Source organism: Providencia sp. 2024EL-00732 (genome assembly GCF_044006275.1).
In the GTDB taxonomy this organism is placed as follows: Bacteria; Pseudomonadota; Gammaproteobacteria; order Enterobacterales; family Enterobacteriaceae; genus Providencia; species Providencia huashanensis.
This window is the reverse complement of sequence record NZ_JBIPDG010000014.1, coordinates 73,587-93,503: the sequence shown is the minus strand read 5'-3', so window position 1 is coordinate 93,503 and position 19,917 is coordinate 73,587. Positions and strand designations below refer to the sequence as shown.

12 protein-coding genes and 1 riboswitch are annotated in these 19,917 nt (G+C 42.2%); of the genes, 5 read left to right on the top strand and 7 right to left on the bottom strand.

Going from position 1 to position 19,917, the window contains the following annotated elements; translation table 11 throughout:
* Nucleotides 1-81: 81 nt before the first annotated feature.
* The gene (gene lptD, locus ACHB7C_RS18025) at nucleotides 82-2,454 is read right to left on the bottom strand and encodes an LPS assembly protein LptD (RefSeq protein ID WP_048606335.1); all 2,373 of its coding nucleotides are present in this window, start codon (nucleotides 2,452-2,454) and stop codon (nucleotides 82-84) included.
* Nucleotides 2,455-2,635: 181 nt separating this feature from the next.
* On the opposite strand from lptD, the gene djlA reads away from it, so the two are divergent.
* On the top strand, nucleotides 2,636-3,451 hold the full coding sequence (gene djlA, locus ACHB7C_RS18020) for a co-chaperone DjlA (protein ID WP_042846004.1): 816 nt from the start codon (nucleotides 2,636-2,638) through the stop codon (nucleotides 3,449-3,451).
* 1,227 nt (nucleotides 3,452-4,678) lie between these two features.
* Here the strand turns inward: djlA and rluA are convergent.
* From rluA to thiB, 6 genes are all read right to left on the bottom strand, one after another.
* Nucleotides 4,679-5,332, bottom strand: coding sequence for a bifunctional tRNA pseudouridine(32) synthase/23S rRNA pseudouridine(746) synthase RluA (rluA, locus tag ACHB7C_RS18015; RefSeq protein WP_166685719.1), 654 nt, complete (start codon nucleotides 5,330-5,332; stop codon nucleotides 4,679-4,681).
* Between the two features lie 135 nt (nucleotides 5,333-5,467).
* A complete protein-coding gene (gene rapA, locus ACHB7C_RS18010) occupies nucleotides 5,468-8,374 on the bottom strand; it encodes an RNA polymerase-associated protein RapA (RefSeq protein ID WP_129466391.1) in 2,907 nt (968 codons plus the stop codon).
* Nucleotides 8,375-8,763: 389 nt separating this feature from the next.
* A complete protein-coding gene (locus ACHB7C_RS18005) occupies nucleotides 8,764-11,115 on the bottom strand; it encodes a DNA polymerase II (RefSeq protein ID WP_210855077.1) in 2,352 nt (783 codons plus the stop codon).
* Between the two features lie 62 nt (nucleotides 11,116-11,177).
* The gene (gene thiQ, locus ACHB7C_RS18000; RefSeq protein ID WP_042845998.1) at nucleotides 11,178-11,888 is read right to left on the bottom strand and encodes a thiamine ABC transporter ATP-binding protein ThiQ; all 711 of its coding nucleotides are present in this window, start codon (nucleotides 11,886-11,888) and stop codon (nucleotides 11,178-11,180) included.
* Complete coding sequence (gene thiP / locus ACHB7C_RS17995; RefSeq protein ID WP_210855079.1) at nucleotides 11,881-13,485, bottom strand: thiamine/thiamine pyrophosphate ABC transporter permease ThiP; 1,605 nt, start codon at nucleotides 13,483-13,485, stop codon at nucleotides 11,881-11,883. The genes thiQ and thiP overlap by 8 nt, the downstream gene beginning before the upstream one ends.
* On the bottom strand, nucleotides 13,461-14,465 hold the full coding sequence (gene thiB, locus ACHB7C_RS17990; protein WP_272678335.1) for a thiamine ABC transporter substrate binding subunit: 1,005 nt from the start codon (nucleotides 14,463-14,465) through the stop codon (nucleotides 13,461-13,463). Before thiB ends, thiP begins: the two co-directional genes overlap by 25 nt.
* Before the next feature lie 52 nt (nucleotides 14,466-14,517).
* Nucleotides 14,518-14,615, bottom strand: a riboswitch (TPP riboswitch).
* Between the two features lie 112 nt (nucleotides 14,616-14,727).
* On the opposite strand from thiB, the gene rppH reads away from it, so the two are divergent.
* From rppH to ACHB7C_RS17970, 4 genes are all read left to right on the top strand, one after another.
* The gene (gene rppH / locus ACHB7C_RS17985) at nucleotides 14,728-15,261 is read left to right on the top strand and encodes an RNA pyrophosphohydrolase (RefSeq protein WP_042845994.1); all 534 of its coding nucleotides are present in this window, start codon (nucleotides 14,728-14,730) and stop codon (nucleotides 15,259-15,261) included.
* A 3-nt stretch (nucleotides 15,262-15,264) separates the two neighbouring features.
* Nucleotides 15,265-17,511, top strand: a complete 2,247-nt coding sequence (ptsP, locus tag ACHB7C_RS17980) for a phosphoenolpyruvate--protein phosphotransferase (protein WP_395348097.1) — start codon at nucleotides 15,265-15,267, stop codon at nucleotides 17,509-17,511.
* Between the two features lie 235 nt (nucleotides 17,512-17,746).
* Complete coding sequence (gene lgt, locus ACHB7C_RS17975; RefSeq protein WP_042845990.1) at nucleotides 17,747-18,643, top strand: prolipoprotein diacylglyceryl transferase; 897 nt, start codon at nucleotides 17,747-17,749, stop codon at nucleotides 18,641-18,643.
* A gap of 109 nt (nucleotides 18,644-18,752) precedes the next feature.
* On the top strand, nucleotides 18,753-19,604 hold the full coding sequence (locus ACHB7C_RS17970; protein ID WP_042845989.1) for a thymidylate synthase: 852 nt from the start codon (nucleotides 18,753-18,755) through the stop codon (nucleotides 19,602-19,604).
* Nucleotides 19,605-19,917 lie beyond the last annotated feature (313 nt).

Genomic DNA, 19,917 nt, shown 5'->3' with positions numbered 1-19,917 from the left:
TTGCAGTGTTGTTGACTGCACCTCGAAGTATTTAGAGTAAATGCATCTCAAATTATTCAGAATAAACGATGCTATTTGTTATCAGAAAGCACGTTGATAAGGCATAATACCTCGGCTCAACATTTCCTGACTACCTAAACTATGATTGTTATTTAGGCCTCTAAGTTCCACATTGATTGACCATTTATTATCATATTCGCTGCTGAACTTTTCTTTTTGCCAACCGACAATCTTACGTTCATAGCCAAGGTTGACTGCCCAACAACAGGTATTATATTGCAACCCAACCAGTTGGCTCGCGGATTGTTTTTGTTTTGTATCATAATAATATGAGCCGACAAAACCCCAGCGATCATTCAATGGCCAACTAACAACCGTACCTACCTGTGAAATACCTTGTTGATATTCAGGTAGGGTATAGGTGTAGCCACCATTTGCCACATCATCACGACGGAAGGTTGCTTGAATATAATCGCGGTCAACAAAACGGTAGTTCAACTGAACTAATCTATCTGCATCTAAACGATATTCTGCAACAGCGTTCCCCATAGTGACATTGCCTAGACGACGGTCATACTGTAAACCACCGCGCATTCCCCAATTATCATTGATGCGCCACATGGTATCAGTGGCCCATAATAAGGAACCGGTATTACTTTTATCATCAATTGGGCGGTTAGAGTCACCCGCACGAGGGCGTTCGAAATAATAAATTTGCCCAACGGAGAAATTAAAGCGCTCAGCTAAACTATCATCATAGAGGCGAGTTGTAACACCCGTAGTGAGCTGATTTGCTGAGGCTATACGGTCAAGACCACTGTATATTCTGTCACGGAACAAACCGCTGTAATCCGATTGTAATAATGAGGAATCGAAGTTATTGATATTGTCCTGATCTTTATACGGAATATACAGGTACTGTACGCGTGGCTCTAATGTTTGTATAAAATCGCTTCCTTGGTAGAGGTCGCGCTCAAAAACGACTTTTGCGTCACTTTTGAACATTGGGAGAACACGGCTTACATTTTTCTCTAAATTTTTATCAGTATTAGAGCGGGGTATGTCTTGGTCGTAATGGGTAGCATACAATTTAATGCTATTGTTCATATTTGCCCAGCCATTTGATAATGGCAGGTTCACCTCAGGTTCGAAGTGTAAACGTGTTGCATCAGGGTTGTTTTTACCCACACTAGTAAAACGAGCCGCTTGCGCATAGGTATGAAAATCGAAAGCGCCTAAATTATTTTTATAATAATTAAAGTCAACTTGCGGCTCCGCTTTATATGCGCGTTTGTTTGGGTTATCAGCAAAGATCTGGAACTGCTTATGGGTAACTTTAGCATTCCAGTTAGTATCTGAATAACCGGCACTGAATTTTTGGGTGGCATAACCATCAGTGGTACTACCGTATTGGGAACTAAAATCTGTAAAGTAGCTTGGGTCGCTTACTTTGGTATAGTCTGAGCTAAAATTCCAATGCCCTGCATAGGTACCTGAATGGCGCCAGTAGAATAACCAGCGGTCATCGCTGTCACGCTTTTCACGTTTACCACGTTCTTTATCTTTACTGTAGGCTCTGTCATGCTTCAGAAAGTCAAATGCAACGGTACCTGTTCCTGGTGTTATTAGATAACGGAATTCATTATTTAACTTAACACCACGGTGTGTCATAAACTGTGGGGTGATAGTTGCATCGTAGTTCGGTGCAATATTCCAATAATAAGGTAAAGAAAACTCTAAACCGTCATTAGTTGAATAGCTACCTGTTGGAATTAAGAAACCGGAACGACGCTTGTTACCAATAGGCAACTGCATATATGGGCTATAAAAAATTGGCACATCACCAACTTTAAAGCGCGCATGCCAAATTTCAGCGACTTCTTCTTCTCGGTCGATAATTACTTCTGAACCAGCAACGCTCCAGCTATTATTGCCGGGTAAGCAGGTGGTGAAAGTCCCATTTTCCATAATGGAATAACGGTTTTCATCACGCATCTTCATTTTTGTTGCGTCACCACGTCCCTGACGGCCTACCATCATGTAGTTACCATCATTTACATCGGTATTTTTGTTATCTAAATTCGACCATGCTGAAGGGCCTTTTAAGATAATTTGCGGATCATCGTAATGAACATTACCGGTTGCGGTCACTTCACGTACAGGAGGCTCACCCGCCGTTTCTGTTTGGGTGAGTTTGACGTTATCAGCGGTTAATGTCTGGTTCCCTTGTTGAATATCGACATTACCGTCATATTCAACAAAATTAGGGTATTCGCCACGGACATCTTCAGCAGTTATGTGAATAGGCAGGTTGTTGGGGTCACCCTTTACAATAGGTTTTGTATATACAGGGACACCCAGCATACACTGCTGTGCAAGGTCAGCATGTGCTTGCTGACTATAAATTGCCGCCCATACCATGGTGGCAAGTAGTGTTGGATAGCTTTTTTTCATCATTAAATATGCGGTTCCGTCATAATTGGCACAGCCAGCAAACGCTCAAAGACTAACTTAGCCAACCACTTTGCGCCAGTATAATGTAAAAAACTTTACGCGCGGGTAGTTATGCATAGAGCAGAATGAATAGTATGATAATGCAAAATTGCATTCTGAGCATTGAAGAATTGAGGGATATATGCACTATTGGGGTAAAATTATTGGCGTTGTACTCGCAATCGTCTCTGGATTGGGCTTTTGGGGGGCGCTAGTAGGGCTAATTATTGGGCACGGTTTTGATAAAGCATCGATACAACGTAAGTTCGCTGGGGCGATGAACAAACGTGATCGGCAAATCATTTTCTTTGCGAGTACCTTCCAAATTTTAGGTCATTTAACGAAGTCGAAAGGCCGTGTAACTGAGACAGATATTCAGCTTGCATCAAATTTGATGGATAGAATGCAATTGCATGGAGAGACCCGAAAAGCTGCCCAACAGGCATTTAGAGAAGGTAAATCTCCTGACTTCCCATTACGTGATGTATTAAAGCAATTACGTATGGCCTGCTATGGTCGTTTTGACTTAATTCAGATGTTTCTGGAAATTCAATTACAAGCCGCTTTTGCGGATGGACAGTTGCATCCGAATGAAAGAAAAGTGTTGTTTATTATCGCGGAAGAGTTAGGGATTTCAAAAGCCCAATTTGAGCAGTTCTTAGATATGATTCAAAGTGGTCGCCAATTTGGCCAAGGGTACTCTCAGCAGCAATCTGGGGGCTATTATCAACAATCAAATGGCCCAACCTTAGAAGATGCCTGTAAAGTGCTTGGTGTGTCTCCTAGCGATGACCCTACAAAAATTAAACGTGCTTACCGTAAATTAATGAGTGAACATCACCCAGATAAGCTGGTGGCGAAAGGTTTACCCCCTGAAATGATGGAAATTGCTAAACAAAAAGCCCAATCAATTCAAGCGGCTTATGATCTAGTCAAGAAGGAGCTGGGCTTCAAATAAATTTCCCTGTCATATTTCGCGCCGCAGCGTTGTTGGCTGCGCTCGCGCACCCTAGTCACATACTTTTGTATGCTCCTAGGGATTTGCTCTCTTGCCGCCTAGCTGCAACACGAACTATGTAAGGGAAATCAGGTTAACGAAGAAAAACCAAAAAACCTCGTTTTGTTGTCTTCATCCACGAACTCCTCGTCACGTAGTTATCCACGCTCTAGGGATTTCTCTCTTGCCGTCTAGCTGCAACACGAACTATTTAGAGAAAGTCAGGTTAACGAAGAAAAGCCAAAAAACCTCGCTTTGTTGTCTTCATCCATGAACCCCTAGTCACGTAGTTATCTACGCTCTAGGGATTTCTCTCTTGCCACCTAGCTGTAACACGAACTATTTAAGGGAAATTAGGTTAACGAAGAAAAACCAAAAAACCTCGCTTTGTTGTCTTTATCCACGACCCCCTAGTTACGTAGTATCTACGCTCTAGGGATTTGCTCTCTTGCCGACTAGCTGCAACACGAACTATGTAAGGGAAATCAGGTTAACGAAGAAAAACCAAAAAACCTCGCTTTGTTGTCTTCATCCACGAACTCCTCGTCACGTAGTTATCTACGCTCTAGGGATTTGCTCTCTTGCCGCCTAGCTGTAACACGAACTATGTAAGGGAAATCAGGTTAACGAAGAAAAGCCAAAAAACCTCGCTTTGTTGTCTTCATCCACGAACCCCTAGTTACGTAGTTATCTACGCTCTAGGGATTTGCTCTCTTGCCGCCTAGCTGCAACACGAACTATTTAAGGGAAATCAGGTTAACGAAGAAAAACCAAAAAACCTCGCTTTGTTGTCTTCATCCACGAACTCCTCGTCACGTAGTTATCTACGCTCTAGGGATTTGCTCTCTTGCCACCTAGCTGTAACACGAACTATTTAAGGGAAATTAGGTTAACGAAGAAAAACCAAAAAACCTCGCTTTGTTGTCTTCATCCACGACCCCCTAGTTACGTAGTATCTACGCTCTAGGGATTTGCTCTCTTGCCGACTAGCTGCAACACGAACTATGTAAGGGAAATCAGGTTAACGAAGAAAAACCAAAAAACCTCGTTTTGTTGTCTTCATCCATGAACCCCTAGTCACGTAGTTATCTACGCTCTAGGGATTTCTCTCTTGCCACCTAGCTGTAACATGAACTATTTAGGGTATGGCAGAGGGGGGATTAATCAAACGATCAAATAAATTTAGCGTTAAAAATCGGGTTGGCAGGTAAAATGCATTGGTGTGCCATATTCAGGATGAGTGATATATAACTCCTGAGCATGTAACTGTAAGCGTGGTGCTAGGGATTTTGCCTCATCGTGAGCATAGAAGCGATCACCAAGGATAGGGTGCCCTAAAGCCAACATATGTACCCGTAATTGATGGGAGCGGCCTGTAATTGGTGAAAGCTTAACGCGAGTTGCTTGCTCTTCATATTGCAAAACTTGGTATTGCGTTTGAGCTGATTTCCCCGTTTCAAAACACACCTTTTGCTTAGGGCGGTTTGGCCAATCACAAATTAGTGGTAAATCAATTAAGCCTTCTTCTTTTTCTAAATGGCCCCATACTCGAGCAATATAGACTTTTTTCGGCTCCCGTTCCCTAAATTGGCGTTTAAGCTCCCGTTCTGCGGCTTTATGCAGGGCAACAACCATTACGCCACTCGTCGCCATATCCAGACGGTGGACAGATTCTGCCGTAGGAAAATCACGCTGAATACGACTCATAATGCTGTCATGGTGCTCTGGCGCTTTTCCCGGCACAGAGAGTAGCCCGCTTGGCTTATTCACCACAATAATGTGGTCATCTTGGTATAACACAAATAGCCAAGGTTCAATGGCGGGATGATAGGGTTCCATCATAAAATATGTAGCTCCCAAAGCTCTTAAAAAATTCTCCCTCAGATGAGGGAGAAGTCAGTCATGATTTTAAATTAGGTTAGCTATAATTCAAACCGTTAATAATAATCGATATGAATGGGCTGCCGTGTATACATCTTACTGATGCGTCACCACAACTAAGCGAATAGCATCTAAACGCCATGTTGCTTGGTCAATATTAGTGATCAGTTGTTGGCGCTCTTCCTCGATAATATCCAGTTCTTCATCACGAATATTAGGGTTAACCGCTTTAAGGGCTTCTAAACGAGAAAACTCCAACGTTAGTGCTTTGTCGGCGGCTTCTTTAGCGCTCTCTATCAAGGCTTTGGCTTCTGTTTCCACCATAGGTTCAGATAAACGCAGTACAGAATGCACTTCATTTTGCACCGCATTGACCAATTTGCTCGCCATATGGCGGTTAATCGCATTTAATTGACGGTTAAAACTTTCAAACTCAACTTGAGACGATAAGTTATTGCCTTTTAGGTCAATTAATAAACGCACAGGCGTAGCGGGTAAGAAACGGCTAATTTGCAGGTGCTTAGGCGCTTGAGCTTCCACAACGTAAATTAACTCTGTCAGCAAAGTACCTACGGGGAGAGCTTTATTTTTTAATAAAGAAACCGCGCAGCTACCTGTATCGCTGGATAACACTAAATCCAAGCCGTTACGGATAATTGGGTGCTCCCAACTGATAAATTGCGTATCTTCGCGTGAAAGTGCCTGTTCCCTATCAAAAGTAATGGTACAGCCATCTTGAGGAAGGCCAGGGAAATCAGGGACTAACATATGGTCAGAAGGCGTCAGAATAATTAAGTTATCACTCTTATCTTCTTGGTTAATTCCAACGATATCAAATAAGTTTAGTGAGAAATTGACTAATTCAGTGTCATTATCACCTTCACCAATTTCTTGAGCCAATAGGTTACCAGACTCCCCGCCGTTAGAATGCATTTCCAGTAAACGGTCGCGCCCTTGTTCCAATTGTAGTTTTAAGCTGTCATGTTCTTCACGACAGGTTTTGATAAACTCATCGAAACCGTCGGTTACCGTTGGGTCGGCCATAAATTGTAATAATGGCTGATAGTACTTATCGTAAATTGCTCGACCCGTTGGGCAGGTATGCTCAAAGGCATCTAAACCCTCGTGATACCAGCGCAGTAGAACGGATTGTGCCGTATTTTCTAAATACGGGACGTTGATGGTGATATCACGGTTTTGGCCAATCCTATCTAAGCGGCCGATACGCTGTTCTAATAGGTCCGGGTTGAAGGGTAAATCAAACATCACTAATTGGTTTGCAAATTGGAAATTGCGGCCTTCAGAACCAATTTCAGAGCAGAGTAACACTTGTGCGCCTTCTTCTTCGGAAGCAAAGTAAGCTGCCGCACGGTCGCGCTCTAATAGTGATAACCCTTCATGGAATACGGCTGCACGGATACCTTCGCGTTCGCGTAAGACTTGTTCTAATTGAAGTGCGGTTGCAGCTTTCGCGCAGATTACTAATACTTTTTCATGGCGGTTAGCGGTTAAAAAGCCCATCAACCATTCAACGCGTGGATCGAAGTTCCACCAAGTTGCATTTTCACCTTCAAATTCTTGGTAGATTTGCTCTGGATAAAGCATTTCTTTGGCGCGTGTTTCGGTGTCTTTTTTTGCTCCCATAATACCTGCAACTTTAATCGCTGTTTGGTATTGGGTTGGCAATGGCATTTTTAAAGAATGCAATTCGCGGCGAGGAAAGCCTTTTACTCCGTTACGCGTATTGCGAAATAGCAGCCGGCTAGTCCCATGACGGTCCATTAACATGTTAATTAGCTCTTGGCGCGCAGCCGTACCATCTTCACTCTCAACATTTGCTGCTTTTAATAGCGGTTCGATGTCTTGCTCTTTAATTAATTCATTGAGCAAGTTTTGCTGGTCGTTTGTCAGTTTTTCACCAGAGAGCAGTAATGAAACGGCATCGGCAACAGGGCGATAATTTTCTTGTTCTGCAATAAATTCTTGATAGTCATGGAAACGGCTAGGGTCCAGCAAACGTAAACGCGCAAAGTGGCTTTCTTGGCCTAGTTGTTCAGGTGTGGCGGTAAGTAGCAGAATAGAAGGAACATTTTCAGCTAATGTTTCAATAACCTGATATTCACGACTAGGGGCTGATTCACTCCACTGTAAGTGGTGTGCTTCATCAACAACCATCATATCCCAGCCAGCTTCAACGAGTTGGTCAAAGCGTTGCTTACTGCGACGCACGAAATCGAGTGAACAAAGCACCAGTTGTTCAGTTTCAAATGGGTTATCACTATCGTGTTGTGCTTCGCTATAACGGCTATCATCAAATAAAGAAAAACGTAGGTTAAAGCGGCGTAGCATTTCGACTAACCATTGGTGCTGTAAGCTATCTGGTACAATAATTAATACACGCTCAGCACGCCCAGCGATTAATTGCTGGTGGATAATCATCCCTGCTTCGATGGTTTTTCCTAAGCCAACTTCATCGGCTAATAACACACGAGGGTGGTGGCGTTTACCCACTTCATTTGCGATATGTAATTGGTGTGGGATCAAACTGGCTCGAATGCCACGTAACCCTGTCGCTTGGTGTTTAACTTGCTCACTTTGGAATTTACGCGCACGATAACGCAAGGCAAAGCGATCCATACGGTCAATTTGACCAGCGAATAAGCGGTCTTGCGGTTTATTAAACGTGAGCTTACTGTCAAGAAACACTTCCCTAAGACTTACATCTTTTTCTTGTGTATCTAAGCGAGTGCCGATGTAAGTTAATAATCCCTTGTCTTCTTCAATGCTTTCAACTTGAAGCTGCCAGCCTTCATGGCTAGTTATGGTATCACCTTCATTAAACATTACTCGGGTAATAGGGGCATCGCTGCGTGAGTAGAGGCGGTTTTCTCCACTTGCAGGGAAAAGTAACGTGACCATACGGGCATCAATCGCCACAACGGCACCTAATCCAAGTTCGCTTTCTGTATCGCTGATCCAGCGTTGACCAAGAGTAAATGGCATAGATTTAATTTAATTCCATAAAATTGAGAGTTTATTTTTAGATTTTTTAAGACAATTTTTATCGGTATCTTCGCTCATTATTGGTATAACCCGTTATGAGTCACACAAGGAAGAGTTCGAGTTATTTTTAAAAAAAGTCAGTACCTGATGATTAATTATACACATTTAATAATTCAAATTGCAGCAATGTGAGTGAATAGACCCATATCGTTAAGTGGAAAGGCTGTTGTGGGTTTATCACAAGGCATACCATTTGAATTATAACGAGTATCGTTGATTATCGCGCATTATTTGTGCAGTCAGATGTGCGATACATCAAAGGGGCGATATATTAATTCAACCAGAGCTTATCGTCACCTGTTAAAAAAACACCAAAGCGATATTAAATTTTAAAACAAAAGTGTAATTTGCCCAGTGAGTAAGGCATCAAAGTCATCTTGTAAGAAGGGGAGAATGGCATCAGCTATTGGCTTAATTTGTTTCAAAATATAGTGTTCGTAATCTGGCTTTGCAGTGATTTTTTCAAGGGGTTCTGGCCCTGCTTGGGTAATAATATAGCTGATCCAGCCACCATTTTGGTACTGTAAAGGGCGTTGCAATTTTAAATTATAGTCATCCGCAGCGCGGGCTGCTCGAACATGGGGGGGCACATTTTTTTGGTAATCGGTTAGTTTGCGCCGTAGGCGTTTACGGTAAATTAACCGCTCGTCATACTTCCCTGTTCGAATGTTTTTTATATATTCGCGAATATACTCATGGTATGGCTGACGATGGAAAATGAGGGTGTACAGCTCTTTTTGGAATATCTGGGCTAATGGCGTCCAGTCAGAGCGGATAGTTTCCAGCCCCCTAAATACCATAGTGTCTTTACTCAACCCCGCATAGCGTTTTTTACTGCCCATTTCCGCACCACGTACAGTTGGCATTAAGAATCGGCGATAGTGGGTTTCATATTCCAGTTCTAAAACACCATTTAATTGCAACTCATCCCTTAAATGGTTTTTCCACCAGTTATTCACGTAATCACGTAAGGCAAACCCTATTTTTTGCGCTTGTTCTTCATTGTGAGCCTCACGTAGCCAGACAAATGTGGAGTCGGTATCACCATAAATAACTTGATAACCTTGGGACTCAATCAGGCGTTTTGTGGTACGCATAATTTCATGCCCACGCATGGTAATCGACGCTGTTAGCCTTGGGTCGAAGAAACGGCAACCTTCTGCGCCCAATACCCCAGCAAAGGCATTCATAATAATTTTAAGCGCTTGAGATAACGGAGCGTTATGTTCTTGTTTGGCTTTATCGCGTTCTTGCCAAATATGGCTAACAATATCAGGCAAACAATGTGTTTTACGGGAAAACCATGCTTGGCGGAAACCCGGAACCGAATGTTGTGGGTCTGGGTGTGCTAACCCTTCGATCATCCCTGCGGGGTCAATTAAAAAAGTCCTAATAATTGAAGGGTATAGGCTTTTAAAATCCAAAACTAATACGGAGTCATATAACCCAGGTTGGGAATCCATGACAAAGCCCCCGGGGTTTAGCTGGGATTTTTGTTCCATCAAATTTGGAGCAACAAAACCAAGGCGGTGTAAACGTGGAATATACAGGTGAGAGAATGCAGCCACTGAACCGCCCATTTTATCCACGGCAAGGCCTGTTACAGTTGAGCGTTCTTGCAAGAATGCCATTAAATCTGTTTTTGCAAAGATGCGATGCACTAAAATGCAGTCTTGAATATTGTAGTGAGCCAAAGCGGGTTTATCATGGGCGAAGCGGCGGTTAATTTCATCCATTCTGTCGTATGGAGTATCAATCGCTTTACCTTCACCAAGCAATTCTTGGGCAACAAATTCTAAGCTAAATGACGAAAAGCTCCAAGTGGCTGCTTTTAAGGCATCAATGCCATCAATAATTAACCGGCCTTCAGCGGAAGCGAAAAATACCCCTTGTTTAAAACCATGTTCCCGCCATTCGAGTTTTTTACCTTGCCGGCCAAGTAATAGTGGAATGCCATAACGCTCAGCATGTTTTTGTAAAACTTGTAGGTCGAATTGGATTAAGTTCCAACCGATGATGGCATCAGGGTCGTATTGTTTCAGCCATTCATTAAGTTTCTCAATTAATTGAGGCCGGCTATTCACATAGACTAGGCGGTAATCCCCCCCTCGCGCTGGCCCTTGAACTGGGCCTAACATAAACACGACGTTGTCATTGCACCCTGATAAGCCGATTGAATATAGCTCACCATGTTGGCTCGTTTCTATATCAAGAGATACTGCTTTGATAGCGGGACGATAACCTTCACAGGGTTTAAGTTGATACTCACCTTGTTGAGTCTGAGAAAACCAGACTGGCGCAGTAATAAAGCGCTCCATTAAGTAGCGTTCACAAGGGCGAATGTCTGTTTCTAATAATTCGACGCCTAATTCACTGCAATTTTTGCTGAGATTTTGTAATTGGCGGTATTGATGACAATAAATGGCATACACTTTTTCCCGTTGAAAATCGGCCAATTCAACCCGCCGATAGGTGACATTAGGTTGGCTATCTAGCAAAGGCTTTACAATAGAAAGTTTAGATTCGGGTAAAAAACCAATCGCTTTTTGATAAGGAATAGTAATTTTTTGAGGGCGTGTGTCGGTAAGCAACCAATAAGTGACCTCGACACCTTGACGGGTGTCTCGCCAGTGGCGGCTAAGAATAAAGCCTTTTTCTGCGGAGGTCATAAGTTGAGACATTTAGCTACTCGCGTGACAAAATATCCTATAAATATACGCGAATAGTGTGAATTTATACAGTATTAATTGTGAGTTCGTGTCGAGATGTTAAGTAAGGTTGAGGCAGGACTTTTACCCTGCAATAACTGTTGAGTCGTACCATCGTAGGCAATCACACCATCAGCAATGACCAATGAGCGTGGTGCTATTTGTAGCGCATCATCAATATTATGTGAAACCATTAATAAGGTGATTGATTTTTCTTCACAAACTGATTTAAGCAACAAGAGCATTTCACTGCGTAGGGCAGGGTCTAAAGCAGAAAAGGGCTCATCAAGCAGTAAGATTGGTTGATTGCGGATAAGGCAACGGGCAAGGGCAGCACGCTGACGCTGCCCTCCGGAAAGCTGTGCTGGTAATCTATCTAAACAATCGCGCAGGCTAACATGATCAGCCATCAGCTCTACTTGTTGCATTTGTGCTTGAGTAAGCCGCAAGCTAGGGTGTAGCCCCAAACCAATATTTTGCCTAACGGTTAAATGTGCAAATAAATTATTTTCTTGAAATAACATGGAAACAGGGCGTTTTGCAGGGGGGGTAAAGGTATGGTTTTCGCCATTTAATTCAATTGCCCCAGTTTTAGCAAATTGAAACCCACTGATTAAACTTAATAACGTACTTTTTCCTGCGCCACTGGGCCCCATAATAGCGACGCATTCCCCTGATTTTACTGAAAAATCAAATAACATAGTTAGGTTATCGTATTGGTAGTTCAGTTGGGTCAGTTTAATCATAATGTTTTCCTGAAATGCGTTCTAGCAAGCTAAATAAGCAAAAACAGAGCAATAATAGTAACATCGCAGTGACTGCACCATCATTTGTTCGATAAGCACCAATTTGTTGATACAGGTAATAAGGCAGGGTAAGGAAGTTTTCATTACCAAATAAGGCGACAACACCGAAATCACCGATGGAAATAACACAAGCGAATGCGAGAGCTTGTGCAATAGGTTTGCGTAATGCTTTTAATTCAATGATTTTAAAGCGGTTGATGCCTGAAATACCCAATGACTGGCATAAAGGATTATAACGTTCTGCCATATCCCGCATAGGGTTTTCGAGAACCTTTAATGCGTAAGGAATAGCGAGTAAGGCATTTGTCATAATAACTAAAGGGTAGGGTGTTTCTGGTAACCCAATCGTTTCATTGAAAAAAATGAAGAAGCCTGTTGCTAATACGATCCCTGGCATAGCCAGAATAATTAGCCCACTCAGTTCGATAGCTTGACCAAGGCGTAAGGCTTGACGTAAACGCAATTCACGGCTGCTCCATAGCAGCATTAAGGTCAATATAACACAAACAAAGCCGGCACATAGTGCGATGAATAAGGAAGTGCTGGTGGCTTGCCAAAGCGCTGATTGTTGTAAAACAGACCAAAGTTGCCCATTTAAGCCATCTAAAATAACGGCTAAAAGCGGGGGGAGTAGCAATAACATGGCCGCAATGATAAACAATGCATCACGAATACGGCGAAACCAATTATCTGTTGGGTCAACCCATTGAGCTTGTTGACTAAAACCAACTGAAAATAAACCATTAATTTTTTGGCAAATAAACATCAGGCCGACACAGAAAAAAAGCTGGATAAGCGCTAAAATAGCGGCTCTTCCTAAGTCAAAATCGTAGTTGAGTGCTTGGTAAATCGCGAGTTCAATGGTTGTGGCAGCGGGGCCACCGCCGAGGGCAAGAACTGTAGCAAAACTTGCAAAGCACAACATAAAAATTAAGGCTGCAGTAGGCAGAATTTGCCGACGCAAATAAGGCCATTCTAAAATCGTAAATTGCTGCCATTCATTAAACCTAAGTTGTGCAGCAATTTGCCGCTGCTCAATAGCTATATTTTCTAATGATTGTAATAGCATACGAGTAGCTAGGGGCATATTAAAGAATATGTGAGCCAACAGGATGCCTTTTAAGCCATAAGGGGAGAATTGGTAGTTGATACCGAATAATTGGGCTAATTTTCCTAACCAACCAGTTTGCCCATAGACCGATAAAATACCAAATACTGCAACTAAAACTGGTAATACTAAAGTCATCGCACACAAACGTAGGAATAAAGTTCTTCCTACAAAGCGGCGGCGATAAAGGGCTCTAGCCAAAAAAATAGCGGGGATCACCGAAAGAACGGCAGATAAAAAAGCCTGCCAGAAGGTGAAGCCAATCACATGCCATAAATAGCTATCGCTAATAATTTCATTAATCGATACTTCAGGCGCGAAAAACCAAAGTGCACCAAGACTAAGAAGTGCAACAGTGATTAATAAGCCGGAGGCGAGTGCCCCCGGCAGTAAGGACCGATTCATTAACGACTGACGGCGGCTTGCCATAAACGAGTCCATGTCTGACGTTGTTTGGCAACTTCTTGTGAACTAAATTGCAGCGCCTTATTAGGGAGTGGTAATTGGTTATACACTTCAGGTAATGGGGTATCAATAACCGGATACATCCAGTTTGTGGTTGGTAATGTATCTTGGAATTCAGGTGTTAAAATAAACTGTAAGAATTGCTTAGCTAGTTCAGGTTGAGGGCTGTTTTTAAGCCTTGCTGCCACCTCAACTTGCATATAGTGGCCTTCGCTAAATAATGCCGCTGCATAATTGTCTTTTTTATCATTTAGCATTTGATAACCGGGAGATGAAGTATAACTTAGGACAAAGTCACCTTCCCCTTTTAAAAACAAACCGTAAGCTTCACTCCAGCCTTTAGTGACCGTTAACGTTTTAGCCGCCATTTTTTGCCATGCATCGGCAGATTTATCACCATATAATTTTTCTATCCATAGCATTAACCCAAGCCCTGGCGTACTGGTTCGTGGGTCTTGGTAAATAATTTTCCAATTATTATCGCTAGTTAGCAGATCATCCATACTGGTTGGTGGTTGTTTTATTTTATTTGTGTCGTATATGAATGCGAAATAGCCATAATCATAAGGAATAAAGGTTGAGCTATCCCATTCAATAGGCAGTTTTAAGGCGTTGGTATTGATGTCAGCGGATGCGAATAAACCTGTTTTTTCCGCAGAATCTAACAAGTTGTTATCTAAGCCTAAAATGACATCAGCTTTACTTTTTTTGCCTTCCATTCTTAGGCGATTGAGTAAAGCAACACCATCACCTAATGCGACTATTTTTAAATCACAGTCACACTGTGCTTCAAAATTCTTCTTAATCTGTGGGCCCGGCCCCCACTGCGCAGCAAAGGAATCATAGGTATAGACAGTGAGTGTGGGTTTTTCGGCCCAAGCGAGTTGGCTAAAACTAAGTGCACTAAGCGTAAAAACTGATGCTATAATTTTGTTTTTTAACATGCTTTTTCCTGCGCTAAAAAGATAGTGACACAGGATTTGAGGGGAAACCGATGCATATCGGTAGCTCAAATCCCTACGCCGGTATTAACCGGATCAGGTTCTACGGGTTATTTCTCAGCCTAAACATATTTGGCACCCCGTTGAGACGTTCACTATTGTAGAGACTTCAGACATATCTGCAAACTGTATTGATATAGGTTTACCAGTTTGGGTATGTGTGAAACAATTAGGCATCTTTCAAATTTGGTTATTGAGGTAGTCTGTGATTGATGATGATGGCTACCGCCCGAATGTAGGAATTGTAATTTGTAATCGGCAAGGGCAGGTTCTATGGGCCCGCCGCTATGGTCAGCATTCCTGGCAGTTTCCTCAAGGAGGCATCAATCCAGGGGAATCGCCAGAACAGGCGATGTATCGTGAGTTATACGAAGAAGTCGGGCTACAGCGTAAAGATGTCAGGTTATTGGCATCTACCCGTAATTGGTTACGTTACAAATTACCCAAGCGTTTGGTGCGTTGGGATACAAAACCTGTTTGTATCGGGCAGAAACAGCGTTGGTTTTTACTTCAACTTCAATGCAATGATGCAGATATAAACGTGCAGCGCAGTAAATCGCCAGAATTTGATGGCTGGCGATGGGTCAGTTATTGGTATCCTGTCAGGCAGGTAGTTTCTTTCAAGCGGGAAGTTTATCGCCGTGTGATGAAAGAGTTTGCGCCAGTTGTTATGCCTCTACAGGAACAAAAATTACCGCAACGGCCTGTTTTTAATAATCGTAGGCGTGGGGCAAAGTAGCCGATGTTGATGCGTTTACGTGACATTGTCGAAAAAGTTGCTATGGCAACTAGTTTGGCAGATGCACTAGAAATATTGGTGAATGAAACTTGCAAAGCGATGCGGACGGATGTTTGTTCAATTTACTTAGCTGATCACCCTCGCCAATGTTATTACTTAATGGCAACCCGCGGGTTAAAAAAACCTAGCGGGATTGCTATACGCCTTGGTTTTGGTGAAGGCGTGGTTGGCGCTGTCGGGCGTCAATCTGAAATGCTCAATTTGGCTGATATCCGTGAGCACCCCCAATATAAATTCCTTCCTCAACTCAAAGAAGAACAGCTCAAAGCTTTTTTAGGTGTACCTGTGGTCTATCGGCGTCAACTATTAGGCGTTCTCGTCGTGCAACAGAGAGAGAAAAGGCTATTTAACGAAACTGAAGAATCTTTCATGGTGACGTTGTCGATGCAACTCGCGGTGATCCTATCGCAAGCTCAAACAAAAGGTGTTTTTGGGCAATATCGACAAAATAGAATTAAAGCCATACCCGTCTCACAGGGGATTTCAATGGCTTATGGTTGGCAAGATAACTCTCAGCCATCTTTTGAAAGTATCAGTCAAGCTAGTGCTATTGATATTGAAGGGGAAAAACAGCGCCTTATTACTGCCTTAGAAAGTGCAACTGCGGAATGCCGTCGTATTAGTAAACGTTTTATGGCTAGCTCTGCAAAAGAAAGCGCTGCAATATTTGATCTTTATAATCACTTGTTAAGTGATCCTCAACTTAAAAAACATCTCTTTGCAGCTATTGAAGATAAAGCAACCGCAGAATGGGCCGTAAAAACAGTCATTGAAAATTATGTCGAGCAATTTTCTCGCTTACGTGATCTGTACTTAAGAGAGCGAGGCGCAGACCTGAAAGCGTTAGGCCAGCGTTTATTATTCCACCTTGATGACTCATTAACACTGAACGAACAGTGGCCAGAACGTTTTATTTTAGTTGCGGATGAACTCAGTGCTAGCGTACTTGCTGAATTACCGATTGAGCAACTAATGGGGGTAATAGTGCGTGATGGGGCAACACACTCACACTCTGCTATTTTGATCCGCGCAATGGGGATACCTGCGATTATGGGGGCAGATATTGAGCCTTCGTTATTGCACAATCGCCATTTAATTTTAGATGGTTATCGTGGTGAAGTCTTCATTGAGCCGGAAAACCTGATTATTCAGGAATATCAGCAAATCATTGAGGAAGAAAATGTTATTAGCCGATTGGCGGAAGGCACCCTTGAGCAAGATGCAACACTGAAAGATGGTGAACAGGTCTGTATTTATCTCAATGCAGGTTTAAGCCCCCGTTATGAGCAACAAATTAATACTGGTGTTGATGGTATTGGCTTATATCGTACTGAACTTCCTTTTATGCTACATAATGGGTTTCCTTCAGAAGATGAACAAAAACAGCTGTATAAGGAAGTACTACAACTGTTTCCCTCAAAGCCTGTGGTACTAAGAACTTTGGATATTGGTGCAGATAAACAGTTACCTTATATGCCAATTAGTGAAGAGAACCCGAGCTTAGGTTGGCGAGGGATCCGGATCATGCTAGACCAGCCAGAAATATTTTTGATCCAATTAAGGGCGATGCTGCGAGCTAACGCGCTTTCAGGCAATTTGCGTATTTTATTGCCGATGGTAACCAGTATAAATGAAATTGATGAAGCTATTGTCTTGATCAAAAGAGCAAAAGAAGAAGTGAGCCTGTTGCTAGGAACACCTATCAATATGCCGCAAATAGGGGTAATGCTGGAAGTTCCCTCCCTATTATTTTTACTACCAGAAATAAAAAAGCGGGTTGATTTTATTTCGATTGGTACCAATGACTTTACACAATATTTACTTGCTGTTGACCGCAACAACACACATGTGGCGGCACTATATGATAATCTTCATCCCGCGGTCGTGCGTTTTTTAGCGAAAGTGAGTGAAGAATGTCAACGTATTCAGCTGCCTGTAAGTGTTTGCGGTGAAATGGCGGGGCAGCCACTTAGTGCCATGATATTGATTGCGCTGGGGTATCGTTCTTTAAGTATGAGCGGGCGTAGCGTTCCTCGTATGAAATACTTAATCCGTCAGCTAGACCCAGCCTTGATGTCTGAGCTAGTGCCAAAACTATTGGCCGCAGAAACCTGTGATAGCATCAGACAGGAGGCAAGTGAGTTTATGGAGAAACATCGTTTAGGTGGCTTTGTACGTGGTGGAATTTAATTCAGTCATCATGTCTGGACTAACGTCAATGATGAGTGCCTCTCTGCTATTGGCGCTTATGAAGCCAAGGGAGCGCTATTTTAATTAAGTGTTTAAATTAGGTGGGAGCAAATAATTTTGAGTATAAATTACTATACTTTTTATTGTATGCTTTCGTGTGCTTCGAATAAATTGAAGTCTATTGAATATTTTATAGCCGATGACTGATTGGCTTAATTATTAAAAGTGGGGAACGATGAGTAACAGCTACTTAGCATTTCCGGAAATTGATCCTGTTATGTTCTCAATTGGGCCAGTATCGCTGCACTGGTATGGTTTTATGTACCTTGTGGGTTTTGTTTTTGCACTATGGTTGGCTGGGCGACGTGCCGCAAAGCCTAATAGTGGATGGACAAAAAATGAGGTTGAAAATTTACTCTATGTTGGGTTCGTAGGTGTATTCGTCGGTGGCCGACTTGGTTACGTTTTCTTTTATAATCTTCCTGTTTTTCTTGATGATCCCCTTTATCTGTTTAAAGTTTGGGATGGCGGGATGTCATTCCATGGCGGTTTAATTGGTGTAATATGCGCCATGATGTGGTTTGCCCACCGTACACGCCGCCGTTTTTTACAAGTTTCAGACTTTGTTGCTCCATTGATCCCATTTGGTTTAGGTATGGGTCGTATAGGTAACTTTATTAATGGGGAGCTATGGGGACGAGTGACACTGGATACGCCATGGGCATTTTTATTCCCTCATTCGCGCAGTGAAGATATTCAACTTGCAGCCCAAGACCCGTCATTATTACCTATTCTTGAACAGTATGGTGTGCTACCAAGGCACCCGTCTCAGCTCTATGAGATGTTCTTAGAAGGTATTGTCCTATTCCTTATTCTTAATTTATTTGTTCGTAAACCTCGCCCAATGGGGAGTGTTTCCGGGCTATTTTTAATTGGTTATGGTGCATTTAGGATCATAGTTGAGTTCTTTAGGCAACCAGATGCCCAATTAGGGTTATTTAGTGGGATCAGTATGGGGCAAATTCTATCAGTTCCAATGATTATTGTTGGTATTTTGATGATTGTATGGGCTTATAAATATGGTAAAAACATCCCAGCACACAAGCCATTAAAAGAGCCTAAAAATAGTTAATTAACCCGATTGTAAGGGCTAGCTGTACACCTTAAAACGACTCTTTTATTAAAGGAAAAGGGTAGGGTGCTAGCTAGCCACTTAAGTTATTTTGAATAAGAGAGTGACTATGAAGCCGTATCTTGAGTTATGCCAACGTATTATTGATAAAGGACAGTGGGTTGAAAACGAGCGGACAGGTGTTCGCTGCTTAACGGTTATCAATGCTGACCTTGAATACGATGTTGGCAATAACCAGTTTCCTTTGATTACGACTCGTAAAAGCTTTTATAAGGCTGCAATTGCTGAGCTCCTTGGGTATCTACGCGGTTATGATAATGCAGCTCAATTCCGCGAAATTGGTTGCAATACTTGGAATGCTAATGCCAATGAAAACCAAGCATGGTTAAATAACCCCCATCGTAAAGGGGAAGATGACATGGGGCGAGTATATGGTGTTCAAGGTCGCTCATGGCAACGTCCCGATGGTACGTATTTAGACCAACTGAAAAAAGTCGTTAATAATTTAAAAAATGGCATTGATGACCGCGCGGAAATCATCACTTTTTATAACCCCGGCGAATTTGAAATGGGTTGCCTGCGTCCTTGTATGCACACTCATACGTTTTCACTGCTAGGTGACACCCTTTATTTGACATCCTATCAACGTAGTTGTGATGTTCCGCTTGGTCTTAATTTTAATCAAGTTCAATGCTTTGTTTTACTTGCATTAATGGCTCGTATTACTGGTCATAAAGCAGGTAAGGCTTACCATAAAATTGTAAACGCACATATTTACGAAAATCAGTTGCCTTTAATGCGAGATGTTCAGCTAAAACGTGAACCTTTTGCGTCTCCTTCATTGGTTATTAACCCTCAAATTAAGTCATTGGATGATATTGAAACTTGGGTAACCACAAATGATTTTACTTTGGAAGGGTACCAATGCCATGAAGCAATTAAATACCCTTTCACTGTGTAATAAATAAATTGTTTGATAGCTAAGGTGGCCTGAAAGTAAAAGTCACCTTAGTGTTTTTATTCGTGCATACCACATTTCCCTCCTTTGGTTGTTTCTATCCTTTCGTTGAATCCAATCTTGTCTGGCTATCAAAATTTTTTCTTGTGTTTATTTCTACATGACTACTTTTTTGCGAAAAGCTTCGCAAACATGGCTAAACATTGTGTGAATTCCATATGAGGTTGCGAAGCTCTACGCAAGATGGATCAACCTAACTCGCTATATAGTTTTTTTTCGCCAATATCCACTTTGTGTATAAAACATGGAAGAAAAG